This window comes from Rhizosphaericola mali, from assembly GCF_004337365.2.
Taxonomy (GTDB): domain Bacteria; phylum Bacteroidota; class Bacteroidia; order Chitinophagales; family Chitinophagaceae; genus Rhizosphaericola; species Rhizosphaericola mali.
This window is the reverse complement of the sequence record NZ_CP044016.1, coordinates 4,224,219-4,241,348: the sequence shown is the minus strand read 5'-3', so window position 1 is coordinate 4,241,348 and position 17,130 is coordinate 4,224,219. Positions and strand designations below refer to the sequence as shown.

Here is a 17,130-nt window from a genome sequence, read left to right as displayed (position 1 = left end):
TGTAGATAACACTTTGATCATTCAAATATAAATAGATGAAATTCAGCCATTTAGCAGAATCCATGCAAGGATCTGAAATTGTAAAACTGGGTAATGCCATCAATGTAAGAAAAGCGCAAGGAGAGAAAATATTCAACTTTACTATCGGAGATTTTGATCCAAGTATTTTCCCAATTCCAACAGAATTGGAAAAATTAATCTTGGAGAAATATCAAGCACATTTTACCAATTATCCTCCCGGCGATGGCGTATTGGAATTACGTAAATCCGTAAGTCAATTTCTTGCAACACGTGAAGGTTTGGATTACAATACCAACGAAATCATGATTGCTAGTGGCGGACGTCCCATCATTTTCACTGTATTTGAATCCTTGGTGGACAAAGGCGACAAAGTAATTTATGCTGCTCCATCTTGGAATAATAATCACTATTGTAACATCACCGGCGCAGAACATTGCTTGATTGAAACTTTTCCAGAAGATGATTTCATGCCAAAAGCGGAAGCTATTCGTCCATTTATCCAAGAAGCAAGATTAATTTGTCTTTGTACGCCACAAAATCCAACAGGAACAACCTTACCTGAAAGTGAATTGAAAGCGATTTGTGAAATGGTATTGGAAGAAAATGCGCGCCGTGCAGAAGACGAAAAAAAATTATTTGTGCTTTTTGATCAGATGTACTGGACTTTGACATTTGGAAAAACAAAACATCTTACGCCGATTCACATAGATCCAAAAATGAAAGAATATACCGTTTTTGTAGATGGTATTTCCAAATCATTTGCATCTACGGGCGTGCGTGTTGGCTGGTCTTGTGGTCCAGAAGTTTTGATTAGCAAAATGAAAAGTTTGTTGACACATATTGGAGCTTGGGCACCGATGGCAGAGCAACAAGCCGTAGCAGAATATTTGAAAAATGACTCCGCAATTGACACTTGGTTTGCCTCATTCAAATCAGCAATTGAAGATCGTTTAAACGCATTGGCGAAAGGATTTCAAGATTTGAAAGCCAAAGGTTACAATGTTGATGCAGTTGATCCTCAAGCAGCAATTTATTTAACTGTAAAATTGGACTTAGTAGGAAAATCATTTGACGGAAAAATATTAGCAACGCAAGAAGATGTTACCAATTACATATTAGATCAAGCGAAATTAGCGATCGTTCCTTTCTCTGCCTTTGGCTCGGATGCCAATTCTCCTTGGTACCGCATCAGCGTAGGGACTTGTAAAATGGACGAATTAGATACCATGTTTGATTTATTAGAAAAAGCGTTGTCTCAATTACAATAAAATTTTTAGATCATTTAGGTCGATTTGGCGAAATTGTTGTACTTTATCATAGAATTGTAAAATTTTATAATCCCATGAAAAAACGTATTATCAGTTTCGCCATTTTTTGTGCTTGTGTTTCCATTATGGCGTGCAACGGAGTAAATAGCAACGCGAAAGGAAATAAAGTCGACGACAGTACTAAATCTACCAATCAATTAATTAATACAGCAGGTAACGACGTTCCAGCAGAATATAAAGAAGGTGCAAATCTGGTAACGTCCAATGACTGTCTCACTTGCCACAAAATAAATGAGAAATTGGTCGGTCCCGCATTCGTTACGATTGCCAATAAATACGAAACGAATGAAGGAAATATCAACAACTTATACCAAAGTATCAAAATGGGTAGCAGCGGGATATACGGTACGCAAGTCATGACGCCACACCCCAATCTTACACCCCAAGATGGTACTGCTATGGCAAAATACATTCTATCTTTGCGTACAAAAAAATAACAATACGGTTCAATAACGATTGATATGAATACACTGGATTCTGGCGAGCTCAACAAACCTTCTAAGAAAAAAATTCCCTATCCGATTGAAAATAGGTTGCGTGATTATTTAATTAAATATGGTCGCGAAGTAGACCTTTCTATTAGTTACGATGATTTACTGCATTTCACATATGCGCTGCCCATTTTTGATGAAAATGGAATTGATACACATTGGGAAAAAGTATCTTATGACTTACGAGAATGGGAATACATCAATGATGGTCTGGTTAAATGCTATGCGATTTTGAAGACGGAAGGAGATTTGAGTTTTGCCAATCATTTGGAAGTGGCACAAATAGAGTTTTGCGGTTTTGGAAATAGTCAACCATTCCGTGTACGGATTATCAATAAGTATAATGCCAATTACGATCATTTCTATGTAAAAAAAGCAGATGCCAGCCGTATTTACGGTTTGGAATTAGAGCATTTACTTTCACCCAATCGGTTAAATTATTTTACCAATGGACAAACTTTAATCGAAGAGCATATTCCAGGCATTCCAGGTGACATTTTCGTACGCGATATTTTGCCCACGATGCCCAATCCCTTGCGTTTTTTGAAAGAGTTTGTCAAGTTTAACGAACGCTGTTTTGTACGTCTTTTAGGTGATATGCGTTCGTATAATTATGTTGTGGAAATGCCTCCCGACATCGATGGCGTACAATATCGTATCAGAGCAATTGACTTTGACCAGCAATCTTATGAAGGGCGAAAAAATATGTATTTGCCTCAGTTCTTTATTGAAAATCAGCAGATTGTAAATATGGCATTAGAAGAATTTAACCAAGAATCTTTAGCCCAATATCAAGCGGAAGAACGTGCCAGAATTGTATTTCGTATTATAACAGAGCGGTATCAGATCAAAGAATTATTGGATGTAATGATTCATGAGAAATTGGCACCACAGGAAAAAATTGACCAATTAAAAGTCCAATTGGCGGATCATTTCAAAATAACGAGTTTCTTAAAAGCAAAAACGATGGGGCAAATTGTCAAATTACAATTGAAACAAAATTTGCGTAAAAGTCTGATGCTTGTTCGTGGAGCGCGACATTATATCACCAAAAACAAAGCATTTACAAAGTAAGATAATCTCCTTTTCGATCAAGCAAGCGACAGATCAACCAAATAATAAACATGAATAATGCGGCTTGTAAAAAAGATCCAATATAGGCAGAAGCATAGCTAAATACATTGATATACAACCAATTGGAAATAGATAACCCTGGTTCGACTTCTATCAATTGCAATGGAATCGTCATAGTCATCGACAAGATATATGCGACTAATGGATTGCGTCCAAATACTCGGAAAAAATTAGCTTCTTTCGTGTAGTGTATTTTGTCAACTACGTAAATGATAATTGCCAAAATAGACAAACACAAACCAATTGACTCAACAGCAAAACTACTTGTCCATAATTTTCTATTCACCGGCAAAACATTGTTCCAGATATATGCCAATGACATCAACATAAATCCCGAAATTAAAATTAAAGTCAATGTTTCGTATGTAATTTTTTTCTTGAAAATTATTCTCGCGGTTAAGAATCCTGCAATTATATTGGCAAATGCAGGAAACGTACTCAAAAATCCAAATTCTTCAAATGGAACGATGGGACTTTGATCCAAATGATCCGTTCCAATCATTAATTTATCTATATGCAAAACAAGATTGTGACGGATGGAATAGGGATTGGGAAATTTGCCTCCGAAATATAGAACTGGCCAATACCCCACCAAAAATAAAACGCCTAACGCCAATGTTACACGAAGATTGGTAAATAATAAAAGGCAAGAAGTTATGAAATACAAAACGCCTAATCTTTGTAAAAATCCCCAAATACGAACCTGTGAAAATGGTGTAAATATTTTCTCCCCCGACTCCAAATCTATCTGAAAAAAGGGAAACCAATTGATAAGTAATCCGATCAAAAACATCAAAATAGACCGCCGTAAAATAATCAAAAACACACGGCCTTTGCTATGCATTTCTTGCCATTCTTTTAAGGAAAAAAAGAGCCCAATACCTACACAAAAAATATAAGCAGGATAGATCAGATCGGCAGGTGTAAAACTATTCCAATTAGCAAAAGTCAATGCAGGGACGGTTGTCTCTGGATTGCCCGGCATATTGACAATAATCATAAATCCAACGATCAAACCTCTAAATACATCTAATGAAAGAAATCGGTCTTTCGGCTGTGACATATAAATTTTCCTTAAAATTCTGGCTAAATTATAATTTATTAACGAGAGTAAAGTTAAAAATCTAACTTGATGATAATATGACAATTAGATTGACAATTTACTTTCCAAATTTGGCTATTTTTGCCCCGCTTTTATTCAAACCTTTTAGACCATCTGCTGTTTTGAATATAAGTATGTGTGATACGATTTACACACATTAACTTTTGTTGTCATTTGAATAAATTATATGGAAAGTCTTGTAGCGGATTTGAAAGTAAATAGAATAGAACAGAAAAATAAAAACCCGAAATTGGAAGAAAGAAAATTTGTTTATCTCGTCAATCCAGTATCTGGAACGGATAAAAAGGAATCTCTTATAAAAGTTATCAAAAAGATCAGTACGGAAAAAAAACTGGCTTTTGAATTTTTAGAAACCAATGCCTTGGGCAATTATGATTATCTCAACGATAAGATTATAGATGAAGGTATTACGGACATTGTTATCATCGGTGGCGATGGTACCGTCAATCAAGTTGTAGGTGCACTATATCAGAATAAAAATGTACGATTTGGTATCATTCCTTTTGGAAGTGGAAATGGCTTAGCAAATACAGCGGGAATTCCATCCAAGCCCAAAGCGGCATTTGAATTAATATTAGAAGGCCCGTCCAAAATGATCGATGCATTTCGTATCAATGGACAATTTTCATGCATGTTGAGTGGTTTGGGTTTCGATGCCGCAGTGGCACATGATTTTGCACAAAAATCACATCGCGGTTTATTGACTTATACACAACAAAGTATTATCAATTTTTTCAAAGCTCAACCTTATCAATTTGAGATTTCGGTGGATAATTTTTCCGTATTTTCAAGTGCATTTTTCATAAGTATTGCCAATAGCAATCAATTTGGTAATAATTTCACGATTGCACCACAAGCTTCTTTAAATGATGGACTTTTAGATATTGTGATTGTTCAAAAAATGAATAAGGCAGAATTGCCATTTGCGGTATTGAAACAAATACGCGGTAATAATAAATTACAAAAATTGGTAGAAGACATTTCTCAGAAAAATATCCTTTATTTCCAAACGCCATCTATCAAAATCAAAAATTTGATGCATGCTCCTTTGCATATTGACGGAGAGCCTGTTGAAACTTCTGATGAATTGGAAGCAACCATTATCAAAGATTGTTTTAGATTGATTTGCTAGATAGATTTTTCGAATAAAATAAAAGGACCGAATTCTGTAGAATTCGGTCCTTTTATTTTATTCGAAAAAATCAAGAATCGTTTTATTAAATAATCCAGGAATTTTCTCTGGGGCTTCATGATCCGCACCTTTGAATATTACTAATTTACTATTGGGAATTTTCTCAGCGATAAGTTGCGTGTGTTTCTCTTTTATCACGTCATATTGACCAGCCATAACTAAAGTCGGCGCTTTAATTTTCTCCAAAGAATCAGGATGTATATGTGGCTCTGTCAGTAACAACATTTTTAGTCGATAATTCATGTCTGTATGGGCCATATGTTTATCGTCCATTTCTCTTACCTGTTTATGTATTAATTTATTAATGACGGGATCTACAGAAGTATCATCATTAAACAAAACGGAACCCATAATTGCCATTTTCTTGACTTTATCAGGATGATGCATTGCCAGTATCAAGGCAATATTACCGCCATCACTCCATCCTAAAATATTCACATTTTTCAAATTTAATTTATCCAAAAAAGCATTGACATCCTCCGCCATTAATTCATAAGTCAATCTGGTTGTATCTCCAGTGGAATTACCTTGTCCCCTACTATCCAAACCAATTACCATAAATCTTTTACGTAAAGTATCTATCTGCCTGTCAAAATCCCCCATGAAGGAATTATTGCCATGAATCAGCAGAAGAGGTTCGCCTTTTCCATATATTTCATAATATAATTTTACACCATTTACGTCCATATATTTTCCAATAGTTGCATTACTGCCGAAAACCTCTTTTCCTTTTAGACCATTATTGAAAAATAAAGATTGTTTTCCTGTAAATGTTTTTTCTGTGGAAAGTGCAACCGTTGAATTTTTTTCTAAATTTTCTGTTCTCCATTCTTTCAGAGAATCACTTTCAAAACTTGCATTTTTCAATGGAATCTCAATCGTATCTTTTCCATCTTTTACGGATAGCTTGAAATCATCGAAATAATAATTTCCATTCCCACCAATAGCCGCACCGATTCCCATAATCATCGCTTTTTTATCTATCTTACCCGTCAATTGGTAATTACCCCAAGCATTGGGTTGGTAAAACGCACCTGCATCATCGTTGTAAATGGGCGTTTTTATAGTTTTGCTATTCCTATCTACAAAAATAGCAGTTAATACAGCAAATGAATTATTAGCCAATTTATTTGCATAAAAAATCTTTCCTTCCAATATAAATTCTTTGCCTTGGTATTTCTCAATATTAACTAATTGGAAAATACCTTGTTGCGCATAATTTTTAGAACTAATGAAAACAAAGACTACGACATATAAATATTTGGTGAAAAGGCGCATAAAAGTCTGATAGTTTTAATAAGGAGATTTTCAAATATAAGCGATAAAATCCCACAAAAGCAATAAGACCGAATTCTGAAGAATTCGGTCTTATTGCTTATTTCAAAAACAAATACAACTATAATTGATTGAATTGTATGCTACCACCAGAGGAAGAAACATTAATATTGGAATTACCACCGCCATTTATTTTACCAGAAATCGTTTTTTTGGAAAGATTACCACTGAAATTTTCCATATGATTTTTAATTCCATCTAAATTCTCTCCGACAAATTGAACATTTGCTGCCGTATTTTTGGGTACTGTCAAGGAAATACCACCACCTGAATTACGCAATTGAATATCACCAGAGATTTGTCTCATAGAAACGGTAATCTGTCCGCCACTTGTGCTACCGTCGACCTTTCCAGCAAGTTGATTCAACGCAATATTACCGCCACTCGTCACAACATCAAAACTTCCTGTTAGATTTTCACCTGAAATATTGCCACCACTTGTCGTTAGTTGCAAATTACCATTTGCATTTTCCGCAAGAATATTGCCGCCACTCGTAGAAACTTTGACTGTATTATCCACATTTTTAAATACGATATTGCCACCAGAAGTACGACCATTAATCATACCGTGTATATCTTCAAATGCAATATTACCGCCAGAAGTTGCGAAATCTTGATCTCCACGTAGAGAAGCTAAGTGCAAATTACCGCCACTTGTTTTTAAAGACGTGGAAACCGCATTAGGAACATGTAATTTAAAATTGATAGAAATATGTGTGTTAGACAATTTCTTAATTTCTGATTTAATCTTGGCTTGCGCAAATAGCTCACCATTTGAAACACTTACATTTAAATCATAAATTTCTGCAATCTTTTGTTTCAATTCGGCACCAGAATATTTGTTACTACTAGCAATTACTTCCACGGAACTCTGAGCACCTGCATCCCCTAGTACTTCAATATTGCCGCCAGGAGTTGCAGAATTGACTTTGGTAAATGAGTTGGAAGGAAATTGTTTTGTATCAATGGTCTCAGTTACATATTTTTCAAAAAACTGAAAAGAATGATTTTCTGCTTGAGATGATTGGATACAAGAAGGCAATGCGATGATGGCACATAAACCTAAAATTGGAAAATATTTCTTTAACATAAACATGGTTTTTCAAATGAATAATAGGCGCAATAATTAAAAATGGACGCCTTTACAAGATAAGACGTCCATTTTTAATTTTGGTTACAACTTTCTACGTTTTATTTCTTTTTCTATTAAAGAAAGTTCGCGCCCGGTCTGTCCTGCGACCGAAGTATTTTCTTGCGCTCTTCGCATCAGATAAGGAATGACATCTTTCACCGGTCCGTAGGGCAAATATTTATTCGCATGATAACCAGCATCTGCGAGATTAAATGTCATATTATCACTCATCCCAAATAACTGTGCAAAATACACATGAGGATTGGCTGGAGGAATTCCTTTTTCTTGCAATTTCTTCACTGCTTTTAGACAACTATCTTCGTTATGGGTACCAATGAAAACCGTAATTTTATCCAAATGTTCTAAGCAAAACGCAACGGCAGCATCATAATGCTCATCTGTCGTTTTTTTATCTGGATTTATCGGAGAGGGATAGCCCATTGAAGCTGCACGAGCTCGCTCTTTTTCCATATAGGCACCGCGCACAATCTTAGCACCGAGATAGTATCCTTTTTCTACAGCTCTATTAAAGGAAATTTTTAAAAATTCCAATCGATCTGTACAATATTGTTGATAAGTATTGTAAATATAGCAGGCGTCTTTATTGTATTTTTCCATCATCAGATCCGTAAGATCATCGACCGGCTTTTGGATCCAAGTTTCTTCCGCATCGATCAAAATCATAATTTTGTTACGCGCCGCAGCGCCACAGATGGTATCTATACGTTTACCAACTCTATTCCAAGCGTTTAGTTCTTCTTGTGTTAAATTATGGCTAGAATGTACTTTTTCAAGCAAACTAAATTTTGCGAAACCCGTTAATTTGATTGGAATAAATGGAATATTTTTTTGCGAAGCAGCATATTCAATAGCACGTACAAATTCTGGTACTGCATTATCAAAATCAGCTTCCGATTCTTTTCCTTCAACACCATAATCTAATGCCACACTCACATTATATCTACCCAATATCTCAGAAGTCTTAGCTGCTTCTTCAATAGTCTCTCCACCACAAAATTGATCAAATATGGTTGACTTAATAATACTTTTAACGGGCAATTTAAACTTTAATGCAATGTCGGTAAGTTTGATCCCCGCATTCGTTAAAAATGGAGACCCCATAGATTTAAATAAAAAATGTGCTTTTTTTAATTCCTTGTTATTCCTGTAACGAAAAGCAACTTCCGTATTTTCAAATGAAAGTGACATAATGTACGTAATTGAAATTTGGCACTAAAAGTAATTTATTCGGGCGAAAACAAGTATTATTTTTATTCTTATATATAATTATTGGTTTGTATAACTTACCGTATTTTTTCTTTAATTTGAGCCAATAGAATACCATCCGATGCATTTAAATTGATTGATTTGAAACAATTTTACGCTTTAATATCCTACAAACATTTATTAAAATCTATTTTATTCTTACTAATATGTATCACTAAAGACATTAGTGCAGATGCGAAAATCACATTTCAGGATAGTCTATATCAAGCTGCGAACAATCCAGAGACACCTCTGAAAAATAGATATGAAGCTTATGATCGCTTGATTTATTTATTAAGAACAAAAGATAATTTTTCGTTTTGCTATCAAGTCAATCAACAATTTATTGCTCTTACAAAAGAAAATAAAGATTATACAGAGTTAACAAATGCGTATATGCATCTTTCCATGATTTATAATAATCAGGCAAAATATGTGGAAATGCAAAATTGTATTGACTCCGCCTCTTTCTATTACCAAAAAGCAAAATCTCCCACGGCATTGGTTTATTTAAACTTTGCAAAATTATCGAGAGAATTATCCTTTAATCGTAATGCAGAAGTGGTGAAATTATCTATGAATATTATACCAATTGCCGAAAAATATCATCTTAATTTCATTCTTTCTAGAATTTACAATAATCTTTATATGATTTATGAGGAATGGAGTAAGTTTGAACAAGCCAATAATTACCAGAATAAAAGTGAGCTATATGCAAATGCCACTAAAGAAATTAATTTTATTCTATATTGTTATTCTGACAGATCTGATCTCTTGGTAGACATGATGAATACAAAAAATCATGCAATATTTGTAGACAGTATATTCAAAATACTTGATCAAAGCTTTGATATAGTGCGCACTTATCCAGACCAAGTCTCCAATTTTGTATTATCCACACTTTATGAAAGTAAAGCAGAGTATCTAATTAATTATAAATTAAAAAACAAAGATCAAAAAGATATCAATGAAATTGAGCGTAATCTGGACTCTGCGCTAACATATTGCCCAAAAAAACAGAACAATTGTCTAAACATCATTGCCAATATTTATGCGCAAAAAGCGAAAATTGCACATTTAAATAACAACCCTATTCAAGAAGAATCTTATTTGCTGCAAGCTTACCAAACCCAGCTAATGCAATCACCACTCAATTTTATGGACTTAGACGCTTACCTAGATAAAATTGTATCATTTTACAAAACTTCCAAAAATTATGAAAAAGCACTTGCTTATCAAGAAAAATTAATCAATTTTAAAGAGAAACAATTTAATCAGACTCAAGCTAAAGCCGCACAACGATACGAAGCAGAATTCCAATCAGAAAAGAAAGATCGACTTTTAAAAGAATTTGAACTAAAGGACGATAATCGTAAAAAAATGATGTTTTTATATTTAGGATTATTGATACTTGGCATTGTGGGCGCATTTTACATTTATAAATCCATCAAATTAAAATTACAAGTCTCCTTAGCCACACAAAAACAATTGCAATCCGAAAAACACGAGCAAGAATTGCAGATCAAATTTGAAAAGGAAGAGAGACAAAGGCTAAAAACTGAACAAGATTTATTAGCCTTACAACAACAAAAACTTCAAACAGAAATACTTGCAAATCGGTTGCAGTTACATCATAAAAACGAGGTACTCAGACAGATAAAGGATAATATTCACTCAGAAAACTCTGTAAATATTGCCAAGATTTTGAGAGAAGAGAGCATGGTTGACAAAGATTTTGAAAACGCAGTATTTCAAATTGAAGAAGTACATCCCAATTTTTTTAAGAGTTTGAATGAAAAATCTGTACAGAAATTGACTCCACTCGACCTGAAATACTGTGCTTACATTTATCTTGGTATGAATGCGAAACAAATAGGGAATCTTCTAAATGTAGAATCCAAAAGCGTACGCATGACCAAATATCGCTTAAAGCAAAAAATTGGTTTTGCAACAGAAACTACACTTGAAGATTTTCTTAAAACAATAGCTTAATTTTTCAATACTTGAAAAGTAATTTGTTGTCTTTGTTTGCAATCTATCGGAGTTCCATTTTTAGTTGCTGGTTTCCATGGCGGAGAATTTTGAATAATTCTAACTGCTTCCTCTGCAGTTCCGTAACCAGGATTATTTTCCGCATGCGCATTAGATATCACTCCAGTAGAACTTACATTAAATGAAACGATAACGGTGTAATTACGACCACCTGGGGCTTTATTTTCAATAGGCACATCTGCACGTAAGTGTCTTTCCAAATATTCTCTCCAAGAACCATTAAATCGAGCCTCTTTAATACCATTATCCTTAGCATTCTTATCAAACCCAACGACGGTCACTTCTCTATCCGCTTGAGGTATTTGCATAAGATCATTCAATTCACTGGCAGATTTTGAAGCATTTGCATGACCTTGTTTTGTAGTAATCATAATTACTCCACTCCTTGCTTTCAAACCATAAATAGCCTCTGCATTTTTATCTTTAAGTACGGTTATACTCTGGATATCATTTGGATTAAGCGTATTTATATCACCCTCTTTATTTGGCACACCATCGATGACTATAAGAGGCGTACCATTAGCACTTGGTCTGCCAGTCACTACAATAACTCTAGTGGTGTCTTTTAAGCTTAATCCAGAAACTCGACCCTTTAATTTTTCTTGATTTACACCGTCCTCTTGAGCAGGAGCTAAACCCACATCCTCTACTATAATCTTCTGACTCTTCATCTTATTATCAGGATGAGTATCTTTTCGATTGTCTGACAAAAGAAAAACAGACGAATTGGGAGAAGTAATTGTCGTATCACGTATTCCAGTTTTATCTTTTATTCTAATTATAGTATCTGGTAAAATTTTTAGCCCTAGGCTTTTGCCTACAAAATTATTAATAGGAGTAAGATTTATCCCAGCAGACTTCGCCCAGTTTTGCAAATCTATTTTGGGTAAATTTTCTTCTTTTAATCTAAATGCAAATAATAGTGTAGTACAAGCCAATAAAGGCAGGATCATCAATCTTCGAAAAAAGGAGAAACGCACTTTTTGTTCTTTTGTAAGCATAACCAATCTCCTTTTAATCGGTGAAAAAGCAAATGGATTGATAGGACTCAGTATAGTATTCCCAAATTGCGCCATTAATAACATTTTGGCAAAGGCTTGTGTATCTTGATTCTGCACAGACTTCTCATCTGCCATAAACTCATGTATCATTGCCATCTCTTTTTGCATGATCCAAAAAAATGGATTGAACCAAAATAGCGCACATAAACTCTGTAAAAACACTTTATCCAAAGAATGTTTTTGCTCAATATGAGCTAACTCGTGTGCAAATATCTGCGCACCGACGGAAGATTGAATATCTAAATCTTCTCGCCAAAAGATAGAATGAAAAAAACTAAACGGCGCATCGGACAAATTGGAATTATAAATCGTCAATCCATCCTGCTCCAGTCCTGGTAATTCTTTTTTTAAATGAACTATACGAGAAATACTCTTCAAAAATATAGTTATAAAGACTAGTGAGGTGATAGCAACGGCACAAAAAATAATCGTGGAAGTATCCCAAAAATGAGAGGTGCGGACTATAACATCCGGCAAAGTATCACTTTCGTATAAATAATGCAATAACGCAGGATCAAAATTTTTCTTTGTTACAAAAATCAAAGAAGACAAATGTATAAACGGAATAAATAAACTGAAAAGGGCGGCAAACAATAGATAGAATCTATTATAGTAATGAAATTTTTTGTTTCTTAATGCAATCCAATAATAACCCAAAAACAAACCAGAACAAAGAACCATTTTGCCGAGATAAATAAATACAGGTTGCATAATTGATAATTTTACATGATGGACTATTTTTTCTTCAATTGATCCAATAATAATTGTAGATCGTCAACGCTAATTTTGTCCTCTTCTACTAAAAAAGAAACCGCATTTTTGTACGATCCACTAAAATAATTTTTGACCAATGTCGTCATGGATTGATTGGAATAAGCTTCTTTAGTTATTGCAGGCGAGTAGCGATGAATACGACTAAAAGATTCCACTTTCACAAATCCTTTTTCGTGTAATATTTTCAATACCGTTGCGATTGTGTTGACATGTGGTTTGGGCTCGGGCATATTTTCTACGACATCTTTCAGAAAAGCTTCTTTCAATTTCCAAAGCACTTGCATAATCTGCTCCTCTGCTTTTGTTAACGCTTTCATATTATAATTTTTTACATAAATAAATATAATGCAAATTAATTCTATTTATTTAATCCACAAACTATTTTATTAGTTTATTAAAAAATACCAAGAAACTTAATGTATTAGATTTTATTCAAAAAACAGACACTTTATTGACAATTTAGTAAAGTTTTGATATTCGTTATACATTTATTAACATATTTAGATTTTATAAATTAGATTTGAATTGAGAAAAATGATTAAAAAAATAAGAATAAAGCCAACTGTTTTTGTATTATTTGTTAATTGACTACTTATTTTCCTTAATTATTTGCATTTTATAACACATTAATTTTTTTTCTATGTTTAAAAGTGTGATTAAGGCTTTCTTTTTGAGTTCTGGTATTTTGTTTAGCCTATCTAGTAAAGCACAGACACAAACCTACACTGGTTATGTCAAAGACCCCTCTGGCGCAGGTATTGAAGGCGCTACTATCAAAACATCTTCCTCTAAAAAAGGAATTATTACAAACGCGGAAGGAAAATTTACCATCACAGTACCCAAAGGAGATAAAATCACGGTAACTGCAATTGGCTATGTATCAGCAAGTGAAGTAGCTGGCGTCGATGACCTTACGTTTAATCTAACGGCTTTAACTTCTGACTTAACTCCAGTATCTGTGGGCTCTAGAGGCGCTGCGAGATCATCCATTGAATCTCCCGTTCCTGTTGACGTAGTCAAATTGGGAAATTTTGCTCCGACAACAGCCCGAGCCGACCTTAACTCACAATTAATGTTAGCGGTACCCTCTTTTAACTATAACAAAAATAGTGGAAGTGACATCTCTGATGCCGTTGATTTCTCTACCATTCGAGGCATGTCCACCTCACATACACTCGTTTTAGTAAATGGAAAGAGAAGACATTTATCCTCCTATATATCCAGTACAAGTGGAAGTAGTGGCGTAGGCGTAGACATAAGCACCATACCTCAAGGAGCGATAGACCACGTAGAAGTCTTAAGAGATGGAGCGTCTGCGCAATATGGATCTGATGCCATTGCAGGGGTATTAAATATTGTATTGAAAAAAAATGTCAACCATTTCACGATGACTTCTGGCTGGAGCGGCTACTATGACCACAAATACAATACCTTAAACTCTGATGACCCTTCTAAATATTACACGGGAAGCAAAGTAGATGGAAATACATTTAACTCCACGATGGATTGGGGATTTGCACTTGGAAAAAAAGGCGGCTTTGTCAATATTGGAGGCAATGTATTAGCCCAAGGAAAAACATTTAGAGGCAACCCAGATAATAACGACCTTATCCAAACACGCCGTGCATTCGGAGATGGTTCTGTCACATCTGGAGGCGGCATGTATAATATGGAATTACCATTATCTGCCACAACTAAATTATATTCATTTGGAGGATACAACTATAAGCATTCTAACGTATATGCATGGACACGTAAATACAGCAATCCTTTACGTTTCCCAGAAGCTTCCGATGGAAGCCCCCTTTTTATTCCTAGTATTATGAAATTAGCTAATAGTAGCGATGGAACTTCTGACACTCTTGACGTCAACAACCTTTACTATAACCCACAAGAAGATGTTTATATGAAAGACTATTCGGGAGCACTAGGATTGAAGGGCAAAATGGGTACTTGGGATTGGAGTTTGAGTAATAACACAGGATATAGTAAAGTAAAAATATATGGCAACAAAACATTTAACGCATCTTTGCCAATGCCAGACCAAGCTTATAAAAATAGATTTTACGATGGAGGTTTTAATTATCTTTTAAATGTATCTAACTTAGATTTTACCAATCATTTTAATAATGTATTTCAAGGTCTAACTTTATCATTTGGAGGCGAGTTTCGCTATGAAAACTATGAAATCGTAGCTGGAGAGCCAGACTCCTATAGAAATGGAGGAGCAACTTACGATGGTCCTACAATCTACAATAGTGATGGCTCGGTTGCATACGCTAATGGCGCACCAAAGGCAGCAGGATCTCAAGGTTATCCAGGATATCAACCAACTGACGCTGTTAAGTCTCACCGTACAAACGCAGCAGGATATTTAGATGCATCATTTGATTTGACAAAACGTTGGTTATTAGATATTGCTGCACGTTTTGAAAATTATTCAGACTTTGGATTTGTAAATGTATATAAAGCAGCAACAAGATATAAAATCACAGACAACTTTAATATCCGTGGTTCATTTAGCACTGGCTTCCGCGCACCATCTTTACAAGAATTAAATTTTAGTAATACCAACACGGTAATTTCAAAAGGAGAATTAGTATATCAAAAAATAGTTCCTAATTATAGTGACTTGGCAAGACTTGCGGGAATTCCTAAACTAAAACAAGAAACCTCCACGAACTATAGTTTAGGATTTACTTGGCAAGCAAGTAGAGAATTTACAGCCACAATAGATGGATATCTCATCAAGATGAAAAATCGTATAATTACTACGGGAGCCTATGATGCCTCTACTCCTGCCTTAACTGATTATATGAATGCAAATTCATTAGCACAAGCTATATTCTTCGCCAATGCAGTGAATACAACCAACAAAGGTATCGATGTAGTTTTGGACTACCATCATCGCTGGAGCGACCAACACTTTAATGTATTATTTACAGGCAATATCCAAAAAGTATCCATTGATAAAATTAATGTTCCTACAGAATTGGGTACATCATACCTAGCAGCGCAACAGTTTTTTAGCACACAGGCTCAATATAATTTAAGAGCAAGCGCTCCTGGCCAAAAATTTATTTTCAATCCAGAATATGGCGTGGGTAAATTTTCAATTGGAGGTCGTTTAACCTATTGGGGTAAGATTGAAAAAACAGGATATGGCTATGCAACTGTACCAGGTGCTGCAGCTGGCGAAGCAGGTGGAGATGGCATTTCCAATGCAGGTCTTGGATATGATCCTTATGTAGAATTAGACAATGAATCAGGCGTAGTACCAGAAATATTCAAATATAATGGCAAGTTTACCACAGATCTATACATGAGTTTTATACTTTCCAAATCTGTAAATTGGGTAGTAGGTGTAGATAACATATTCAATGTACACCCAGATCCAGCTTACACAAAAGGAGCAAGAGCCAATTCATGGAATGATTTCCCTACAGGTGGTTATTTTGACAACGTACAAATGGGATTTAACGGTATGCGTATGTGGACCAAATTAGTATTCAACTTTTAAAAACAAGCAAACAATAAATCCATAAAAATGCGTACCAATTGGTACGCATTTTTTATTTTTTACAACATTTCTTATTTGAAATAACTTTTATCTTCGCTGTACATTAAAGTTTATATGAAAGGAAAAACGATTCTGATTGTGGCAGCTATTACATTAGGCCTTGGCGCGGTATTTAGTTGCAGCAACAAAAAAGAAGAAAAAGTCACTGTATTTGAAACCTCAGAATCTAAAGACTCTGCGGGCATTGTAATCAGAAATAACATCCAAGTAAAGGGATCTGGTGGATTAGCGGTAAAACAAGCTTATATGATGCGTTCAAATGGCTCCCTAGTCAATGACAGCAACAATGTAAAAGTTGGAGAAGTCATAGAATTAAGAATGCTTGTTGACGGTTGGAAAGGTAAGGACGGAAAAATTGCGCTAGGAGGCAGTGAAAATATTGCTACAGACAATAACCAAGTTGCACTAGATGTAAAAGATATGTTTGAAGGGCAACCTGCCATTCCTTTAGAAAAGGCAAATATTATTAGAATACAAGCTACTGTCACAAAAGCAGATCAAAATTTCAATTACTACCTGACCAAGTTTAAAGTTTGGAATAAAATGGACTCTACCCAAACTTTAACCGGTGAATACAAATTGTACAATAAATAATAAAAATAGCGGCTAGATTATCTAGCCGCTATTTTTTAAACTTGTCA

At 34.7% G+C, this 17,130-nt stretch carries 13 protein-coding genes; 7 read left to right on the top strand and 6 right to left on the bottom strand.

All coding sequences use genetic code 11. From position 1 onward, the window contains the following. The first annotated feature begins 35 nt into the window (after window positions 1-35). The 3 genes from E0W69_RS18165 to E0W69_RS18155 all read left to right on the top strand — a co-directional run bounded on the left by E0W69_RS18165 (window position 36) and on the right by E0W69_RS18155 (window position 2,914). Window positions 36-1,289: a pyridoxal phosphate-dependent aminotransferase gene (locus tag E0W69_RS18165; RefSeq protein ID WP_131331480.1), complete on the top strand. Its 1,254-nt coding sequence runs from the start codon at window positions 36-38 to the stop codon at window positions 1,287-1,289. A 74-nt stretch (window positions 1,290-1,363) separates the two neighbouring features. After that, on the top strand, window positions 1,364-1,786 hold the full coding sequence (locus E0W69_RS18160; protein ID WP_131331479.1) for a c-type cytochrome: 423 nt from the start codon (window positions 1,364-1,366) through the stop codon (window positions 1,784-1,786). A 24-nt stretch (window positions 1,787-1,810) separates the two neighbouring features. Beyond that, entirely contained in the window at window positions 1,811-2,914 is a 1,104-nt protein-coding gene (locus E0W69_RS18155) for a hypothetical protein (protein WP_131331478.1), read from the top strand. Here E0W69_RS18155 and E0W69_RS18150 read toward each other — a convergent pair. Continuing rightward, a complete protein-coding gene (locus tag E0W69_RS18150; RefSeq protein ID WP_131331477.1) occupies window positions 2,904-4,037 on the bottom strand; it encodes an acyltransferase family protein in 1,134 nt (377 codons plus the stop codon). The genes E0W69_RS18155 and E0W69_RS18150 overlap by 11 nt on opposite strands. 226 nt (window positions 4,038-4,263) lie before the next feature. Here E0W69_RS18150 and E0W69_RS18145 point away from each other — a divergent pair, with 226 nt between their 5' ends. Then, the gene (locus tag E0W69_RS18145; RefSeq protein WP_131331476.1) at window positions 4,264-5,229 is read left to right on the top strand and encodes a diacylglycerol/lipid kinase family protein; all 966 of its coding nucleotides are present in this window, start codon (window positions 4,264-4,266) and stop codon (window positions 5,227-5,229) included. A gap of 57 nt (window positions 5,230-5,286) precedes the next feature. On the opposite strand, the gene E0W69_RS18140 is transcribed toward E0W69_RS18145, so the two are convergent. The 3 genes from E0W69_RS18140 to E0W69_RS18130 all read right to left on the bottom strand — a co-directional run bounded on the left by E0W69_RS18140 (window position 5,287) and on the right by E0W69_RS18130 (window position 8,965). Continuing rightward, window positions 5,287-6,567, bottom strand: a complete 1,281-nt coding sequence (locus E0W69_RS18140; protein WP_131331475.1) for an alpha/beta fold hydrolase — start codon at window positions 6,565-6,567, stop codon at window positions 5,287-5,289. Window positions 6,568-6,685: 118 nt separating this feature from the next. Continuing rightward, on the bottom strand, window positions 6,686-7,714 hold the full coding sequence (locus E0W69_RS18135) for a DUF4097 family beta strand repeat-containing protein (RefSeq protein ID WP_131331474.1): 1,029 nt from the start codon (window positions 7,712-7,714) through the stop codon (window positions 6,686-6,688). 84 nt (window positions 7,715-7,798) lie between these two features. After that, on the bottom strand, window positions 7,799-8,965 hold the full coding sequence (locus E0W69_RS18130; RefSeq protein ID WP_131331473.1) for a proline dehydrogenase family protein: 1,167 nt from the start codon (window positions 8,963-8,965) through the stop codon (window positions 7,799-7,801). Window positions 8,966-9,124: 159 nt separating this feature from the next. Here E0W69_RS18130 and E0W69_RS18125 point away from each other — a divergent pair, with 159 nt between their 5' ends. Beyond that, complete coding sequence (locus tag E0W69_RS18125; protein ID WP_131331472.1) at window positions 9,125-11,014, top strand: helix-turn-helix transcriptional regulator; 1,890 nt, start codon at window positions 9,125-9,127, stop codon at window positions 11,012-11,014. Here the strand turns inward: E0W69_RS18125 and E0W69_RS18120 are convergent. Both E0W69_RS18120 and E0W69_RS18115 read right to left on the bottom strand, forming a co-directional pair. Further along, on the bottom strand, window positions 11,011-12,846 hold the full coding sequence (locus tag E0W69_RS18120) for a M56 family metallopeptidase (protein ID WP_131331471.1): 1,836 nt from the start codon (window positions 12,844-12,846) through the stop codon (window positions 11,011-11,013). The two genes, E0W69_RS18125 and E0W69_RS18120, sit on opposite strands and share 4 nt — an antisense overlap. A 23-nt stretch (window positions 12,847-12,869) precedes the next feature. Beyond that, entirely contained in the window at window positions 12,870-13,226 is a 357-nt protein-coding gene (locus tag E0W69_RS18115) for a BlaI/MecI/CopY family transcriptional regulator (RefSeq protein ID WP_131331470.1), read from the bottom strand. A gap of 323 nt (window positions 13,227-13,549) precedes the next feature. Between E0W69_RS18115 and E0W69_RS18110 the strand changes: the two genes are divergently transcribed. Further along, window positions 13,550-16,429 (top strand): TonB-dependent receptor, encoded by a 2,880-nt coding sequence (locus tag E0W69_RS18110; protein ID WP_131331469.1) that lies wholly within the window; start codon window positions 13,550-13,552, stop codon window positions 16,427-16,429. Between the two features lie 114 nt (window positions 16,430-16,543). Next, complete coding sequence (locus tag E0W69_RS18105) at window positions 16,544-17,083, top strand: hypothetical protein (RefSeq protein WP_131331468.1); 540 nt, start codon at window positions 16,544-16,546, stop codon at window positions 17,081-17,083. Window positions 17,084-17,130 lie beyond the last annotated feature (47 nt).